At 65.1% G+C, this 14,603-nt stretch carries 13 protein-coding genes; 2 read left to right on the top strand and 11 right to left on the bottom strand.

Annotation, left to right across the window (positions count from 1 at the left end; genetic code table 11):
• Window positions 1–41 precede the first annotated feature (41 nt).
• Window positions 42–1,607, top strand: a complete 1,566-nt coding sequence (locus tag J0M27_RS01410; RefSeq protein WP_294986712.1) for an FGGY-family carbohydrate kinase — start codon at window positions 42–44, stop codon at window positions 1,605–1,607.
• Here the strand turns inward: J0M27_RS01410 and J0M27_RS01415 are convergent.
• From J0M27_RS01415 to pcnB, 9 genes are all read right to left on the bottom strand, one after another.
• Window positions 1,586–1,810: a hypothetical protein gene (locus tag J0M27_RS01415; RefSeq protein WP_294986714.1), complete on the bottom strand. Its 225-nt coding sequence runs from the start codon at window positions 1,808–1,810 to the stop codon at window positions 1,586–1,588. The genes J0M27_RS01410 and J0M27_RS01415 overlap by 22 nt on opposite strands.
• 786 nt (window positions 1,811–2,596) lie before the next feature.
• The gene (locus tag J0M27_RS01420; RefSeq protein WP_294986716.1) at window positions 2,597–4,066 is read right to left on the bottom strand and encodes a DUF294 nucleotidyltransferase-like domain-containing protein; all 1,470 of its coding nucleotides are present in this window, start codon (window positions 4,064–4,066) and stop codon (window positions 2,597–2,599) included.
• 23 nt (window positions 4,067–4,089) lie between these two features.
• The gene (locus tag J0M27_RS01425; protein ID WP_294986718.1) at window positions 4,090–4,461 is read right to left on the bottom strand and encodes a response regulator; all 372 of its coding nucleotides are present in this window, start codon (window positions 4,459–4,461) and stop codon (window positions 4,090–4,092) included.
• A 166-nt stretch (window positions 4,462–4,627) separates the two neighbouring features.
• Window positions 4,628–5,011, bottom strand: coding sequence for an aspartate 1-decarboxylase (gene panD, locus J0M27_RS01430; protein WP_294986720.1), 384 nt, complete (start codon window positions 5,009–5,011; stop codon window positions 4,628–4,630).
• Window positions 5,012–5,121: 110 nt separating this feature from the next.
• Complete coding sequence (gene panC / locus J0M27_RS01435) at window positions 5,122–5,949, bottom strand: pantoate--beta-alanine ligase (RefSeq protein WP_294986722.1); 828 nt, start codon at window positions 5,947–5,949, stop codon at window positions 5,122–5,124.
• Between the two features lie 230 nt (window positions 5,950–6,179).
• Window positions 6,180–6,995 (bottom strand): 3-methyl-2-oxobutanoate hydroxymethyltransferase, encoded by an 816-nt coding sequence (gene panB, locus J0M27_RS01440; RefSeq protein WP_294986724.1) that lies wholly within the window; start codon window positions 6,993–6,995, stop codon window positions 6,180–6,182.
• Window positions 6,996–7,107: 112 nt separating this feature from the next.
• Window positions 7,108–7,452 (bottom strand): DMT family protein, encoded by a 345-nt coding sequence (locus tag J0M27_RS01445; protein WP_294986969.1) that lies wholly within the window; start codon window positions 7,450–7,452, stop codon window positions 7,108–7,110.
• 19 nt (window positions 7,453–7,471) lie between these two features.
• Complete coding sequence (gene folK, locus J0M27_RS01450) at window positions 7,472–7,966, bottom strand: 2-amino-4-hydroxy-6-hydroxymethyldihydropteridine diphosphokinase (RefSeq protein ID WP_294986726.1); 495 nt, start codon at window positions 7,964–7,966, stop codon at window positions 7,472–7,474.
• Between the two features lies 1 nt (window position 7,967).
• Complete coding sequence (gene pcnB / locus J0M27_RS01455) at window positions 7,968–9,323, bottom strand: polynucleotide adenylyltransferase PcnB (protein ID WP_294986728.1); 1,356 nt, start codon at window positions 9,321–9,323, stop codon at window positions 7,968–7,970.
• Between the two features lie 149 nt (window positions 9,324–9,472).
• Here pcnB and J0M27_RS01460 point away from each other — a divergent pair, with 149 nt between their 5' ends.
• Window positions 9,473–12,325 (top strand): valine--tRNA ligase, encoded by a 2,853-nt coding sequence (locus tag J0M27_RS01460; protein ID WP_294986730.1) that lies wholly within the window; start codon window positions 9,473–9,475, stop codon window positions 12,323–12,325.
• A 9-nt stretch (window positions 12,326–12,334) separates the two neighbouring features.
• Here J0M27_RS01460 and J0M27_RS01465 read toward each other — a convergent pair whose 3' ends face one another.
• Together J0M27_RS01465 and J0M27_RS01470 are read right to left on the bottom strand one after the other, a co-directional pair.
• Window positions 12,335–13,465: an FAD-dependent oxidoreductase gene (locus J0M27_RS01465; protein WP_294986732.1), complete on the bottom strand. Its 1,131-nt coding sequence runs from the start codon at window positions 13,463–13,465 to the stop codon at window positions 12,335–12,337.
• A 183-nt stretch (window positions 13,466–13,648) separates the two neighbouring features.
• Complete coding sequence (locus tag J0M27_RS01470; RefSeq protein ID WP_294986733.1) at window positions 13,649–14,560, bottom strand: hypothetical protein; 912 nt, start codon at window positions 14,558–14,560, stop codon at window positions 13,649–13,651.
• Window positions 14,561–14,603 lie beyond the last annotated feature (43 nt).

Consider the following 14,603-nt stretch of genomic DNA (forward strand, 5'->3'; position numbering starts at 1 on the left):
GCCACGGCGATCAGGCGGGCCTTCCCACACTCCATGCCGCGATGAGCAACGACTACCTCCTCGCCATCGACTGTGGCACCCAAAGCGTGCGCGCGCTGATCTTCGACCTGCAAGGCCACCTGGTCGACAAGGCTCAGGTCGGGATCGACAGTTACCAGGCGCCGCAGCCGGGCTGGGTGGAGAACGATCCCGGGGAATTCTGGCGCGCACTGAGCCTGGCCTGCCAGCATCTGTGGGCCAACACCAGCGTGCCGAAGTCGGCGCTGCGCGGCCTGGTCGTCACCACGCAGCGTGCCACGGTGATCAACCTCGACGCCCGCGGCGAAGCGCTGCGACCGGCCATCGTCTGGCTCGACCAGCGTCGCGCCGACGCCAACCCGAAGCTGGCATGGTGGTGGGAACTGGCGCTGCGCGCGGTGCGCATGCGCGACACCGTGCGCTACTTCGCGCGCGAGGCCGAGGCCAACTGGATCGCCCAGCATCAGCCGGCATTGTGGGCGCACACCGGGAAATACCTGCTGCTCTCGGGCTACCTGAACTGGCGCTTCACCGGACATTTCGTCGACTCCGCCGCGAGCCAGGTCGGCTACATCCCATTCGACTATCGGCGCGGGCGCTGGGCGCACTCCTGGAACTGGAAATGGCAGTGCCTCCCGATCCGGCGCGGAATGCTTCCGGAACTGCTCCCGGCGGGCGCGCGGCTGGGCACGGTAAGCGCCGCCGCGGCTCGCGACACCGGAATTCCCGAGGGTCTGCCGGTGATCGCCGGCGCCGCCGACAAGGCCTGCGAGGTGATCGGCGCTGGTTGCCTGACGCCCGACATCGCCTGCCTCTCCTACGGCACCGCCGCCACGATCAACACCACCACGCCGCGCTACCTTGAGGCCACGCCCTTCATTCCCCCCTATCAGGCCGCGATCCCCGGCCACTACAACACTGAGATCCAGATCACGCGCGGCTTCTGGATGGTCAACTGGTTCAAGGAACAGTTCGGCCTGCCCGAGACACTGGAGGCACGCCAGCGCGAAGTGACGCCGGAGAGCCTGTTCGACGACCTGGTCAACGCCGTGCCGCCCGGTTCCCTGGGCCTGATGCTGCAACCCTTCTGGAACCCCGGCATCAAGGTTCCCGGTCCGGAGGCCAAGGGTGCGGTGATCGGCTTCGGCGAAGTGCATACGCGCGCCCACCTCTATCGCGCCATCCTCGAAGGCCTGGCCTACGCCCTGCGCGATGGCAAGGAACGCATCGAGCGCCGCGGCGGCACGCGCATCACGCGCGTCCGCGTCTCCGGTGGCGGCTCGCAAAGCGATGCGGCGCTGCAGATCACCGCCAACGTCTTCAACCTGCCCACGGAACGGCCACACCTGTTCGAGACCAGCGGCCTTGGCGCCGCAATCGTCGCCGCTGTCGGCCTCGGCCTGCATCCCGATTTCGCCACCGCGGTGCGCGAGATGACGCGCGTGGGCCGGGTGTTCGCACCGGAAACGCAGAACGTGCGCACCTATGACCAGCTCTACCGGAAAGTGTATTGCCGCATGTACCGGCAACTGCAACCGCTCTACCGCGAGATCCGGGACATCACCGGTTATCCCGGACGCGAGTCCTGAGCATGGGCGCCGAGCACAATGCTGCGATTGGCGGCGTAGAAGCCGGGCTTGACGTTGAGGTGCAGCGCCCGTCGGTCGAGCTCAGGTGGCAGCGTCAGACGCGAGCGCTCCGGTTCCAGATCGTCGAATACGTATTCGTTCGAGCTTTCCTCTATAAGGGGCAACGCGCCGAGCGCGACGCCTTCCATGTGATGACGCAGCAATTCGGCCGCGGCCCACTGGTGAACCGGGCGTCCAGCACTCCAGGCCGGAGATAGGCACTTTCCATGCCGAGGACGATGAAATCGCCGCTCTTGGCAATCGCGTCGAGTGCTTCCGGCAGGCTCAGGGTGCGTCCCGGGGCGTCGGCAAACGCCCCCAGCTTGGTGAGAAAGACGAAACGCGCGCGCTTTGTCCAGCTCGCCGACCAGGTCATCGAGCCGATTGCAGGATAAGAAAGTAGCCGGCATCCCCGGATGCAGGATCGACTCTGCACGCACCTCGTGTTCTATCGCCCGGTGGGTTTCGCCGGCATCGCCGATGACGACGATCTCCGGCTGCTGCAAGCGCGAAGGACAGGGCGTTGTCGTCGGAAGCTTAGATGTCGGCGGGCCTGCAGCCGGCGTACTTGACGCGCAGGTGGGGCGGTCAGGCGCGCGTAGTCGGCGCCATAATCGACGCGCTTGGTCTCGAGATACTCGCCGCGCACGTCATAGGCCCACCCCGTGTACGCGTCGGGCGACGCCATGAATCCAATGTGCTGCCCCCGCGCCAACGGATACTCCTGGCTGTAGGAATGCTGGACAAAAATCGGCACTGGGACTGGCCGGACTCGGCAAGCGCCTGGCCGACGCCTGCCCCCAGGGCCGCGAACAGAAACAAGAGGCGCGATGCCAACGGGCGGACCAGGCGGGCTTCCCCGGGAAGATTCAGATGCGATTCTCACACACTACATCCACCGAATCCGCGGTTGCAGGGGTGGCGCCAGACTGGCGCGGGGCAACCCGACCCTAGGTCAGGTAATCCAGCTGCAAGCGCTGCTGCAGGGTCCGCGCCTGGCGCAGTGCCTCCTTGAGTATCTGCCGGTCGAGCTTGTGCAGGCGATCCGGATTGATGCGGTTGGCCGCGTCGGGGAACTCGCCTCCCACCTGGTTCCGCAAGCGCAGGCGCTGCATCTGGTAAAAGGCCGCCGCCATTGCCTCGACTTCCCCGGCAGGAAGCCGACTGCCCATGGTGTTGCGCAGACCGCGCAGTCGTTCGACGGTATTCGTGGACAGCACGCGATGATCCAGGGCGAGCACGCGCGCCGCATCGACGAACAGCCGAATGCCATGCGCCTTGAGGTCGAGCGTATGCGGATGCTCCTTGCCGCCGTCGAGGCGGAAATCCCGCCACCAGCCCAGTGGCGGCTCCTGTTCGAGGGCAACGGAAGCCATCGCCCGCAGGAACGCCGTGTTGCCACCGGTGCGACGCAGCAGCCACTCCTGCAAATCGGCGACCAGTTCCTCGTTGCCATAGAGCGGACGAAAATCGAAGAAGATCGTGGCATTGAGCAGCGCCTTAGGCTCCGGTACCGCGATCCAGTCGTCGAAGCACTGTTTCCATTCATCGAGGGAAAGGCACCAGGCAGGGTTTCCGGCCATGATGTCCCCGCTGCACAGCGGAAAGCCGCAAGCGTCGAGCGCGACGTTCACGGCCTTGGCAAAGGGCAGGAAGCGGAGCCGGAGTTCCGCGGCCTGCGCCGCCGAGTCCGCCGCGAAGACGATGCCATTGTCCTGGTCCGTGACCAGCGTCTGCTCCAGCCGTCCTTCAGACCCGAACACCATCCAGCACCACGGCACGTAAGGCAGCTCGAACTCGCCCTCGACCAGGTCGATCACCTGCATGGCGATCAGGTCGTTGAGCGCCGAAATCCACTCGCACAGCAGTTCCGGGCCGTCGCCAGCGGCGAGCCGGCGCGTGGCGAAGCGGCGCACCGCGGCGGACTGGGTGGCGAGCTCGGCGATGTTGCGAGTCGACAGGATGGCATTGATCAGGCTTGCGGAGTCGGCCGACTGCATGCCGTACAGATCGGCCTGCGAGACGACATTGAAAAGGCGCCCGTCGTTGTCTGTCAATACCAGATGGCGCATGCCGCGGCGAAACATCAGCAGCGTCGCCTGGTGTACCGTCGCGTCCGCCGACAGGCTGACCAGCCCGCCGGTCATCAGCCCGGCCACCGGACCCGCCAGGTCGCATTCGTCGGCGACGATCGCGCGCAACGCATCGCGCAAGGTGACGATGCCCAGCGGCACGCCGCTGGCAAGATCGACGACGACAGCGGCCTCCGCATCGTCTGAATCGATTCTGCGCAGTACATCGCGCACCGACATCTCCGGCGCCACCATGATTGGCGGGACCAGCGCGAGTTTGCGCAGGCTGATGTTGAGGTGAACGGGTACGGCCTCGGCGCCGTCGCTATCGGTCACGGTGGCTTGCATGGAAATGCTTCGCGTCGCGGGAATCAACCGTCGGCCAGCAGGGCCTTGACCCGTGCCACCAATTCGCGGGTCGAGAACGGCTTCGTCATATAGTGGTCGGCGCCCAGCGCCAGCCCCTTGGCAACCTCGGTATCGCGCCCCTTGGCGGTCAGCATGATGATGCGCAGCCCCTGCATTTCCGGGTCGCCGCGCAGATCCTGGCAGACTTCAAAGCCGTTCCGTTGCGGCATCATCACGTCGAGAATCGCCAGGTCGGGTCGCTGCTCGCGAACGGACTCCAATGCCGCGACACCGTTGGTCGCGACAACCACCTCATAGCCCTCGCGCCTGAGCAGGAACTCGAGCGAAATGACGATGTTCGGCTCATCGTCCGCGATCAGTATCCTCTTGGCCATGCCCCCTCCGGTATCGACGCTCGTCATAGTCCTGCCGCAACGACTATACCGCACCGGAACGCCGCACATGCGGACCGACACACCGGACTTCATCCCGACAAGGGCCTGCCGGAAACGGAAAAAGCCCACCGGATGGCGGGCTTCGATCAGGATGGCAGCGAACCGGTCATGCTACGGCTTGCGCCGGAATCCGCTTGCTGTGGTGGGTGATGCGGTTCCTGGCATCGACGTACACGAGATCGGGTTCGAAGTTCTGCAATTCGATCTCGTTCATCAGGGCATAGGTGACGATGATCAGCAGGTCACCGGTGGCGGCCTTGCGCGCGGCGGCGCCATTGACCGAGACGGTGCCGGTCCCGCGATCGGCGCGGATGGCGTAGGTGGTGAAGCGCTCGCCGTTGTTCACGTTGTAGATGTCGATCTGCTGGTATTCCTTGATGTCGGCGGCATCGAGCAGGTTTTCATCGATCGCGCAGGAACCTTCGTAGTGCAGTTCGGCGTGCGTCACCGTCACGCGGTGGAGTTTCGATTTGAGCATCGTGCGCTGCATCGTCAGACCCTTCTCATGCAAAGGCGGCAGTTCGGAACCTCGCGAAAACCGACGCAAATTCCATCCGTTTCGCTTCTGGCGCACCACCGGCATGCGCGCATCGCGCTGGCCTAAACTTCCAGATTGTCGATGAGGCGCGTGCTACCCAAGCGCGCCGCCGCCAGCACCACCAATCCGGAATCGTGAGCGGACGGGCATTGTAGATCAAGCCTTTTACGCAACGCAACATAATCCGGCGCCCACCCATTCACACTTAATGCATTCATGGCCCTGGCCTCCAGTTCCGGGTAGTTCCTGGCGCCATTGCGGACCTCGGCGGCCAGTTCCGCCAGCAGCCGATACAGCCTCGGAGCCTCGGCACGCTCGGTGGCGGAAAGGTAGCCATTGCGCGAGGACAACGCCAGCCCGTCATCAGCACGCACCGTCTCGCCACCGATGATCTCGATCGGGACGTTGAACTCGCGAACCATGTTGCGAATCACCATGAGTTGCTGGTAATCCTTCTTGCCGAACAGGGCCACGTCGGGCTGGGCGATCTGAAACAGCTTCATCACCACCGTGGCGACGCCGCGGAAATGTCCGGGTCGAAACTCGCCATCGAGCACGCCTGCCTGTTCTGCCGGCGGTTCGACATGGTAGGTCTGGGGCTGCGGATACATCTGCGCCTCGTCCGGCGCGAAGAGAAGGTCCACGCCTGCCGCCTCCAGCTTGGCGCAATCTTCGGCGAAGGTGCGCGGATATTTTTCGAAGTCCTCGCCGGGGCGAAATTGCAGGCGATTGACGAAAATCGTCGCGATCACCTGATCGGCGTGGTCTCGGGCCTGGGTCATCAGTGCGATGTGGCCGGCGTGCAGGTTGCCCATGGTCGGCACCAGCGCGACGCGCCCGGAGCGGCGGCGCGCCGCGCGCAAGCCGGCGATGGTTTCGTGGATGTACATGGTTTAGCGTGAAATCGCTCGTTCGGCGCGACTGGTGATCGGCGAGCGAAGCGAGCGAACCAGAAGCCTCCCCGCGAGGGGGCGGAGGCGGGGTTTCGCAAAGCGCCGCCTTGCGCCGCCGCAGCCGGTGGGCTGTGCAAAGCCCGCCGTGGACGGATGGGAGGGGAGGGCCTTCAATGCGCTCTTGGTGTGTTTCATCATCTGCGGTACTCGCTACTGCAGCATGTACGTCAGTAGGTGTGTTCGGGTGCTGGAAAGCTGCCGTCCTTTACCGCCCGAACATAGTTGGTCACGGCAGCATCGACGCTGGTGGCCCCGGCCATGAAGTCCCTGACGAATCGCCCCTTCTTGCCGGGGTAGACGCCGAGCATGTCGTGGAGCACCAGCACTTGGCCGTCGCATTCCTTGCCGGCGCCGATGCCGATGGTGGCGCACACCTTGAGCAGGGCGGTAATTTCGCCGGCAAGCTCGGCCGGCACCATTTCCAGCACCATCAGCGCCGCCCCGGCTTGTTCCAGTGCCAGCGCTTCGCGCTTCATGCGCGCCGCGGCCTCGTCGCCGCGCCCCTGCACGCGGTAGCCACCAAGGGCATGGACCGACTGCGGCGTGAGGCCGATATGGGCGCACACCGGCACGCCGCGTTCGACCATGAAATGCACGGTCTCGGCCATCACTTCGCCGCCTTCGAGCTTGACCATCTCGGCGCCGACGGCGAGCAGCTTGCCGGCATTGCGGATCGCCTGCTCCTTCGACTCGTGGTAGGCGCCGAAGGGCAGGTCGGCCACCAGCATCGGGCGGCTCGGCAGGGCGGCGACGCAGGCCGTGTGGTAGACCATGTGCTCCATGGTAACCGGCAGCGTCGAGGTCTTGCCCTGGATCACGTTTCCCAGCGAGTCGCCGACCAGCATCACGTCGACGCCGCAGCGGTCCTCCAGCGCGGCGAAACTCGCGTCGTAGCAGGTCAGCATGGCGATCTTCTCGCCCTCGCGTTTCATGCGCGCGAGCTCGGGCAGCGTGATCGGCTTGTTGCTGGCGAGGTAGGTCATGGTGCCTCCGCCGGGCCACCCCAAGGAGGCGCCAAGTGAGAAACATGGAAGCCGCGCAGCGGCTGAACGGTCGTAATCCCTGTCCATGGGACAAGGAATGAGGGATAGGTCGTCATGGACTTCGGAAAATAAAGTAAACGGCGCCAAGGATACACAAACCGGCCCACAGGTAATCGAGCTTCAGCGGTTGCTGCATGTAGAACACGACGAAAGGCACGAACACCGTCAGCGTGATCGCCTCCTGCATGATCTTCAATTGCGCCAGCGACAGTTCGGCGTGGCCGATGCGGTTGGCCGGCACCTGCAGCAGGTATTCAAACAGGGCGATGCCCCACGACGCCAGCGCGGCGATCCACCAGGGGCGATCGTTGAGGTTCTTCAGATGCGCGTACCAGGCGAAGGTCATGAAGACATTAGAGGCCGCCAGCAGCAGTGCAGTCTGCCAGACGACGGGGATCTGCAAGGCCGACGCCATGTCAGACCGTCTGCGGCACCAGCTTCTCGATCCGCTGGTCGGCGCAGCGCGCAAGCAGTTCGTGCACCGTACCGCGCCCCGGAATGACGAGCTCGGGCGCAATCTCGGCCAGCGGCGCGAGCACGAAAGCACGCTCATGGAGCCGTGGATGCGGCAGCGTCAGTCGCGGATCGTCCGATGCCTCGTCGCCGAACAGCAACAGGTCGAGATCCAGCGTGCGCGGCGCGTCCTTCACGCTGCGGCTGCGGCCGAAGCGCGCCTCGATGTCGAACAAGTCGTCCAGAAGAGTCGGCGCCGGCGACACGGCGTCAACCGCCACCACGGCGTTGATGAAGTCGGGCTGGTGCCTGAGGCCGACCGGCGCGGTGCGATACAGCGACGACGCGGCGACAAAACGCGCACCGGGCAACTGGCGCAGGACAATGATGGCGGCATTGACCGTCGCCACCGCGTCCCCGAGATTGGCGCCCAGCGCGATGAAGCAGGTCCGGCCCACCTCAGCCTTCGCTGGCGGCGGCCGCGGACGAGACGTCGCCCTCGCTCGCCGCCTTCTTGCCGCGTACGCGGCGACGGCGCTTCTTGGGTCCGCTGTCCGGGATCAAGAGGGCCTCGCGCCCATCGTGGTCGGCGTTCTGGAAGTCATGCCACCACTCGGCGATTTCCATCTCGATTTCGCCGCTTTGTGCCCGCAGCACGAGGAAATCGTAGCCGGCGCGAAAGCGCGGCAGTTCGATCAGGCGATACGGCGTCTTGCCGGCGCGCTTTTCGAAGCGCGGTTGCAGCGCCCAGATGTCCTTGATGTCGCCAGCGATGCGGCGCGTGATGGCAAGCTTCTCGCCCTGCACGTTGAGCACCTCGTCCATCGCGTCGTACAAGGCTGGAATCGGCACTTCGCCGCGCGCCTTGCGCGCTTCCCAGGCGGCCAGCACTTCATGCCAGAGCAGCGTGGCGAAGAGATAGCCCGGCGACAGCGACTTGCCGGCCTTGACCCGGGCGTCGGTGCCGGCCAGCGCCAGCATGACGAATTTTTCGCCCAGCGGCTGCTCCAGGATCACGTCGAGCAGCGGCAGCAGGCCGTGGTGCAGGCCGTCGTCGCGCAGGCGATGGACGGCTTCGACCGAATGGCCGGAAAACAGCAGCTTCAGCATCTCGTCGAACAGGCGCGCCGCCGGCACGTTTTCCATCAGTTCGGCCATCTCGCGGATCGGCGCCCGCAGCGCCGGATCGAGCGTCAATCCGAGCTTTGCCGAAAGGCGCACGGCACGCAGCATGCGCACCGGATCCTCGCGGTAGCGCAAGCGGGGCTCGCCGATCATGCGCAGCGTCTTCTGCTGCAGGTCGGCCACGCCGTGGTGGTAGTCGATCACCGTCTCGGTCGAAGGATCGTAGTAAAGCGCGTTGACGGTAAAGTCGCGCCGCGCGGCATCCTCCGCGATCGAGCCGAAGACGTTGTCGCGCAGCACGCGGCCATGCTCGTCCTTTACCGTATCGGCATCGTGCGCGGCGCGGAAGGTGGAGACCTCCAGCGTCTCGCCGCCCTGCATGACATGCACGATCTGGAAGCGGCGGCCGATGATGCGGGCACGGCGGAACAGCGCACGGACCTGTTCCGGCGTGGCATCGGTGGCGATGTCGTAGTCCTTGGGATCGATGCCGGCGATCAGGTCGCGCACCGCGCCACCGACGATGTAGGCCTTGTGTCCCGCCTGCTGCAGCGTCTCGCAGGTGCGCCGCGCGCCGAGCGAGACGTGCTCGCGACGAATACCGTGGCGGGCCATGGGAATCATGGCCGGTGCGGAAAGAACGGAAGGGTCGCCGCGGCGGAACACGCGGCGCAACAGCTTGCGGATCATGGAGACTGGGAACGGGCCAGGGAGAGCCAGCTTTGGAAGGCGGCAATGATAGCCCAAACCCCCGCTGGCCGCAGATTTAGCGCCCATTTCGGCCGGTCCGGGGACGGCCTTCCGCTAAAATTGCCGCTTTCGCACTTCCCCGCACTGCTATGGAACTCGCCAAGAGCTTCGAACCCGCCGACATCGAGCGGCGCTGGTACCCGATCTGGGAGTCGCGCGGCTATTTCGCCGCCGGACTCGACACCGCCAGGAGCGACAATTTCTGCATCCTGCTGCCGCCGCCGAACGTCACCGGCACGCTGCACATGGGCCACGGCTTCAACCAGGCGATCATGGATTCCCTTACCCGCTACCACCGCATGCGCGGCGACAACACGCTGTGGCAGCCGGGCACCGACCACGCCGGCATCGCGACGCAGATCGTCGTCGAACGCCAGCTTGACGCCCAGGGCCAGTCGCGCCACGACCTCGGACGCGAGAAATTCCTCGAAAAAGTCTGGGAATGGAAGAAATACTCCGGCGACACCATCACGCGCCAGATGCGCCGACTGGGAACCTCACCCGACTGGTCGCGCGAACGATTCACGATGGACGCGGGCCTGTCGAAGATCGTCACCGAAACCTTCGTTCGCCTTTACAACGAAGGCCTGATTTACCGCGGCAAGCGCCTGGTGAACTGGGACCCGAAGCTGCTCACCGCCGTGTCCGACCTCGAAGTGGTCAGCGAGGAGGAAGACGGCTCGATGTGGGAGATCCACTACCCGTTCGCCTGCGGCAAGGGTTCGCTGACGGTGGCGACGACCCGCCCGGAAACCATGCTCGGCGACGTCGCGGTGGCCATCAATCCCGACGACGACCGCTACAAACACCTGATCGGCAAGCAGGTTCAGTTGCCGCTGTGTGACCGCACGATCCCGGTCATCGCCGACAGCTACGTGGACCCGGAATTCGGCACCGGCTGCGTCAAGATCACGCCGGCGCACGACTTCAACGACTGGCAGGTCGGCCATCGCCACGGCCTCGCGCCGATCAGCGTGCTGACCCTGGACGCACGCATCAACCAACACGGCCCTGAAAAGTATCGCGGCATGGACCGCTACGAAGCGCGCCGTGCGATCGTCGCCGACCTTGAAGCGGCCGGCCTGCTGGCCAGCGTGAAACCGCACAAGCTGATGGTGCCGCGCGGCGACCGTACCGGCGCGGTGATCGAGCCGATGCTCACCGACCAGTGGTTCGTCGCCATGAGCAAGCCTGGCGCCGATGGCAGCAGCATCGCCGGCAAGGCGCTGGAATGCGTGGCCTCAGGCGAAATCCGCTTCGTGCCGGAGAACTGGGTCAACACCTACAACCAGTGGCTCAACAACATCCAGGACTGGTGCATCTCGCGCCAGCTCTGGTGGGGCCACCAGATCCCGGCCTGGTATTCGGACGACGGGCGCTTCTACGTCGCCCACGACGAAGCCGAGGCCTACGCCCAGGCCAGGCGCGATGGTTACACGGGTGGCCTCGAACGCGATCCGGACGTGCTCGACACCTGGTATTCGTCGGCGCTATGGCCCTTCTCGACACTGGACTGGACGCCCGAGTGGCCCGCCAAGTCGAATACCGCGCTGGACCTCTACCTGCCCTCGACGGTGCTGGTCACCGGTTTCGACATCATCTTCTTCTGGGTGGCGCGCATGGTGATGATGACGAAGCACATCACCGGCAAGATCCCGTTCAAGGATGTCTACGTGCACGGCCTGATCCGCGACGCGGAAGGCCAGAAGATGAGCAAATCCAAGGGCAACGTGCTCGATCCGATCGACCTGATCGACGGCATCACGCTCGACGAACTGGTCAAGAAGCGCACCACGGGCCTGATGAATCCGAAGGATGCGGCCAAGATCGAAAAGCGGACACGCCGCGAGTATCCGGATGGCATTCCCGGCTTCGGCACCGACGCGCTGCGCTTCACCTTCCTTTCGCTGGCCTCGCCGGGGCGCGACATCAAGTTCGACATGCAGCGCTGCGAGGGCTATCGCAATTTCTGCAACAAGCTGTGGAATGCCTCGCGCTTCGTTCTGATGAATTGCGAGGGTCAGGACTGCGGCCTCGCCGAACATGGCTCCGACGCCTGCACCGGCAGCTACCTCGACTTTTCACCGGCCGACCGCTGGATCGTCAGCCGCCTGCAGAAGGTCGAGCAGGAAGTCGCGCAGCACTTCGCCGACTACCGCTTCGACCTGCTGGCGCGCGCCATCTACGAATTCGTCTGGGACGAGTATTGCGACTGGTACCTGGAACTGGCCAAGGTGCAGATCCAGACCGGTGGCGAAGCCCGCCAGCGCGCCACGCGCCGCACGCTGGTGCGCGTGCTGGAGACCTTGCTGCGCCTGGCGCATCCGCTGATCCCCTTCATCACCGAGGAACTCTGGCAGACGGTAGCCCCGCTGGCCGGTCGCGCCGACGCTGCCGACGAGTCGCGTTCGCTGATGCGGCAGCCCTACCCGAAGGCCGACCTGTCGCGCTGCGATACCGCGGCCGAAGCCTGGGTGGCGCGACTCAAGGACATGATCAACGCCTGCCGCAGCCTGCGCGGCGAGATGAACATTTCCCCAGCGCAGAAGGTGCCGTTGATCGGCGCCTGCGACGCCCCGAAGGAAGCCCCCTTGGGGGGTACGGCGATCCTGAACGCGTATGCGCCCTACCTCGCCGCACTGGCCAGGCTGTCCGCCGTGACGGCAGCGGAATCGCTGCCGGATTCCGACGCACCGGTGCAGATCGTCGGCGAGTTCCGCCTGATGCTGAAGATCGAGGTCGACGTGGCGGCGGAGCGGGAGCGGATGGGCAAGGAAATCCTGCGCATCGAAGGCGAAATCGGCAAGGCCGAAAAGAAACTGGCCACCGAAAGTTTCGTCGCCCGCGCTCCGGCCGCCGTGGTGGCGCAGGAGCGGGAACGCCTCGCCGGCTTCCGGGCTACTCTGGCTAAACTCGTGGCGCAGAGGCAGCGCCTGGGCTGAGGCAGGCGGCTAGCGGTAGCGCCGCAGGTACAGGGACTCGAACAGGTCCTTGGCGCCGTGCATCAGCCTCATGCGCGGCAGGGCCCAGGCCGAGGTTTCGGTGCGGCGCACCAGCATGCCGGCATCGAGGCTGTCGACGATGCACATGAGTTCGACCGCGAAGGTCTGGTCCGGCGCGCGCCCGTCGAGTTCGGCGAGCAGGTTCGCCGCCGCCGTGGCGGCCTGCAGGTCGGCCATGTGCGCCTGCTTAGGCATCCAGTCGGGGCCGGGGAAACTGCCCGCGTCGCCCACCACATAGACGTTCTCGCGACCGCCGACGCGGCAGTGCGCGTCGGCCTGGATCAGGCCGCCGCTCGATCGCGGCAAGTCGGTATTGTCGAACCAGGCATTGCCGGTCATGCCGGGCATGAAGACGATGATGTCGGCGGCGAACTCGCCGCCCTCGGTCTTGACCTTGCCAGGCTCGAATCCGACCATCTTGTGCCCGAGGTGGGTGGCGATCTCGCGGCGCTTCATTTCGCCCATCAGGCGCTCCACGGCCTTTTCGCCGAGGCGGTTGCCCGGCTTGGGCATCGGATTGAAGAAGACCAGCTTGATCTCTTCGCGCCGTCCCTCGCGGCGCAACTGGGTATCCAGCCCGAACAGGAATTCGAAGATAGGTCCGCCGCGCATCGCGGTCGGCTCGTTCGGATTGCCGGCGAAGCCCAGCGCGATGGTGCCCGACTCCAGCTCGGCGACCCGGGTGCGCAGGCGTTCCACCGGGGCGATGCCCTCACAGGGCAGGATGGCCAGATCGATGCCCGGCAGTTTCTTGATGAAGCGTCCGCCGCAGGCGATGATGAGGCCGTCGTTGCCGACCGCACCGGTGCCGGTCAGCACGCTGTGCCCGCCGTCGGCCAGGCCGTTGGCCTCCGCCGCGACGAACTGTATGTCGTTTTCGCGCAGGAACTTGTCGAGCGGCACCACCAGATCCTGCGCCTTGCGCTTGCCGGAAGGCAGCCAGATCAGGCTGGGCAGGTAGATGAATTCCGGCCGCGGCGCGATCATGGTGATGCGCGCGCTAGCGTCGAGCTTGCGCAGGCTGCGCGCCGCGGTCAGGGCGCCGAAACCGGCGCCGATGATGCTGATGTTCTTGCCCATTGCCTTCTCCCTTGCGCCGCGCGGCAGACGCCACATTGCGCCTGCCCGCATTTTACCGCCCACGCCAGCGCCCGCCGCGATCATTGATCCTCCAAGCGCCATCGGAACTGCCTTGTCCGGCGACCGGCCCCGGAAAGTCGGCGCCGGCGGGACGGCGGCGGAGAGCCTGAAGCCATCAGCGCCTCAGCGCGCGTCCTTCTTGCCGCCGACGGTGAGTGACAATGCTTCGCGGATCGCTTCGGGCGACTTCATGATGTTCATGAAACTGTTGGCACCCATCATCGACAGGTCGGGAAAGCTGATCGCGATGCGAAAGCGCGCATACTGGGCAAAGACGGTCTTGTCCGACACCAGGATGTCATAGGGAAGGTGAGCCGCCGACTTCACGTCCTTGAAGTCGATCTCGCTCATCAGGTATGCATCGTCCATCATCTTGCTGTCGCCCACGCTCTTCATCGCCACGCCGAAAAGAACCTCATTCTTGCCGGCGACATCGACCCGATAGACTTTGGTCACGCCATGCTTGCCGGCCGCGAGCCCGGCTTCGACGGCCTTGACCGCCTCTTCGTGGCTGCCGTACTTGACGAACTCGTTCGGCTCATTGAAGTACTCCATGCCGAAGGCATAGTGGTACTTGCGCAAAGCCTCCGCCGTCAATCCCTTCGCGCCGAACTCTTCGACCTTGCCCAACGCCGCCTGAAGCTTGCCGGCCGTATCCTTCAACTCTCCGCTCATGCGATAAGCATTGGCCCAATAGGGAGGGTTGGTATAGGAAACCTGCACCTCGTCCTTGACCTTGACCACCGCCACGCGCATCGCGGCACCGAAGCCGCCGTGCTCCGACTTGGCGGCCGTGCCGCGCAATTCGTCGTTGGTCACGCCGATGACCGTCGTGTTCGCGTACGGCGAATAGCTGCCGGCCACGGTAAAACCGGCCTTGCTCAGCGCTGCCTTGGTCGCCTCGACCTTCTGCGCGACGTCGCCCGCTCCTTTCGAGGCAAGGACGAACGGCTTCAGCACGACTTCCTGCGCAAATGCCGCCGCGGCGGACAAGGTCATGATCAATACAGCAACGCTATTCAGAATTCTGGACATATCTCCCTCCTGGGAATGTTATGCAAACGAAACTTTCGGGACG

Origin of the sequence: Sulfuritalea sp., from assembly GCF_017302275.1 — a bacterium.
In the GTDB taxonomy this organism is placed as follows: domain Bacteria; phylum Pseudomonadota; class Gammaproteobacteria; order Burkholderiales; family Rhodocyclaceae; genus Sulfuritalea.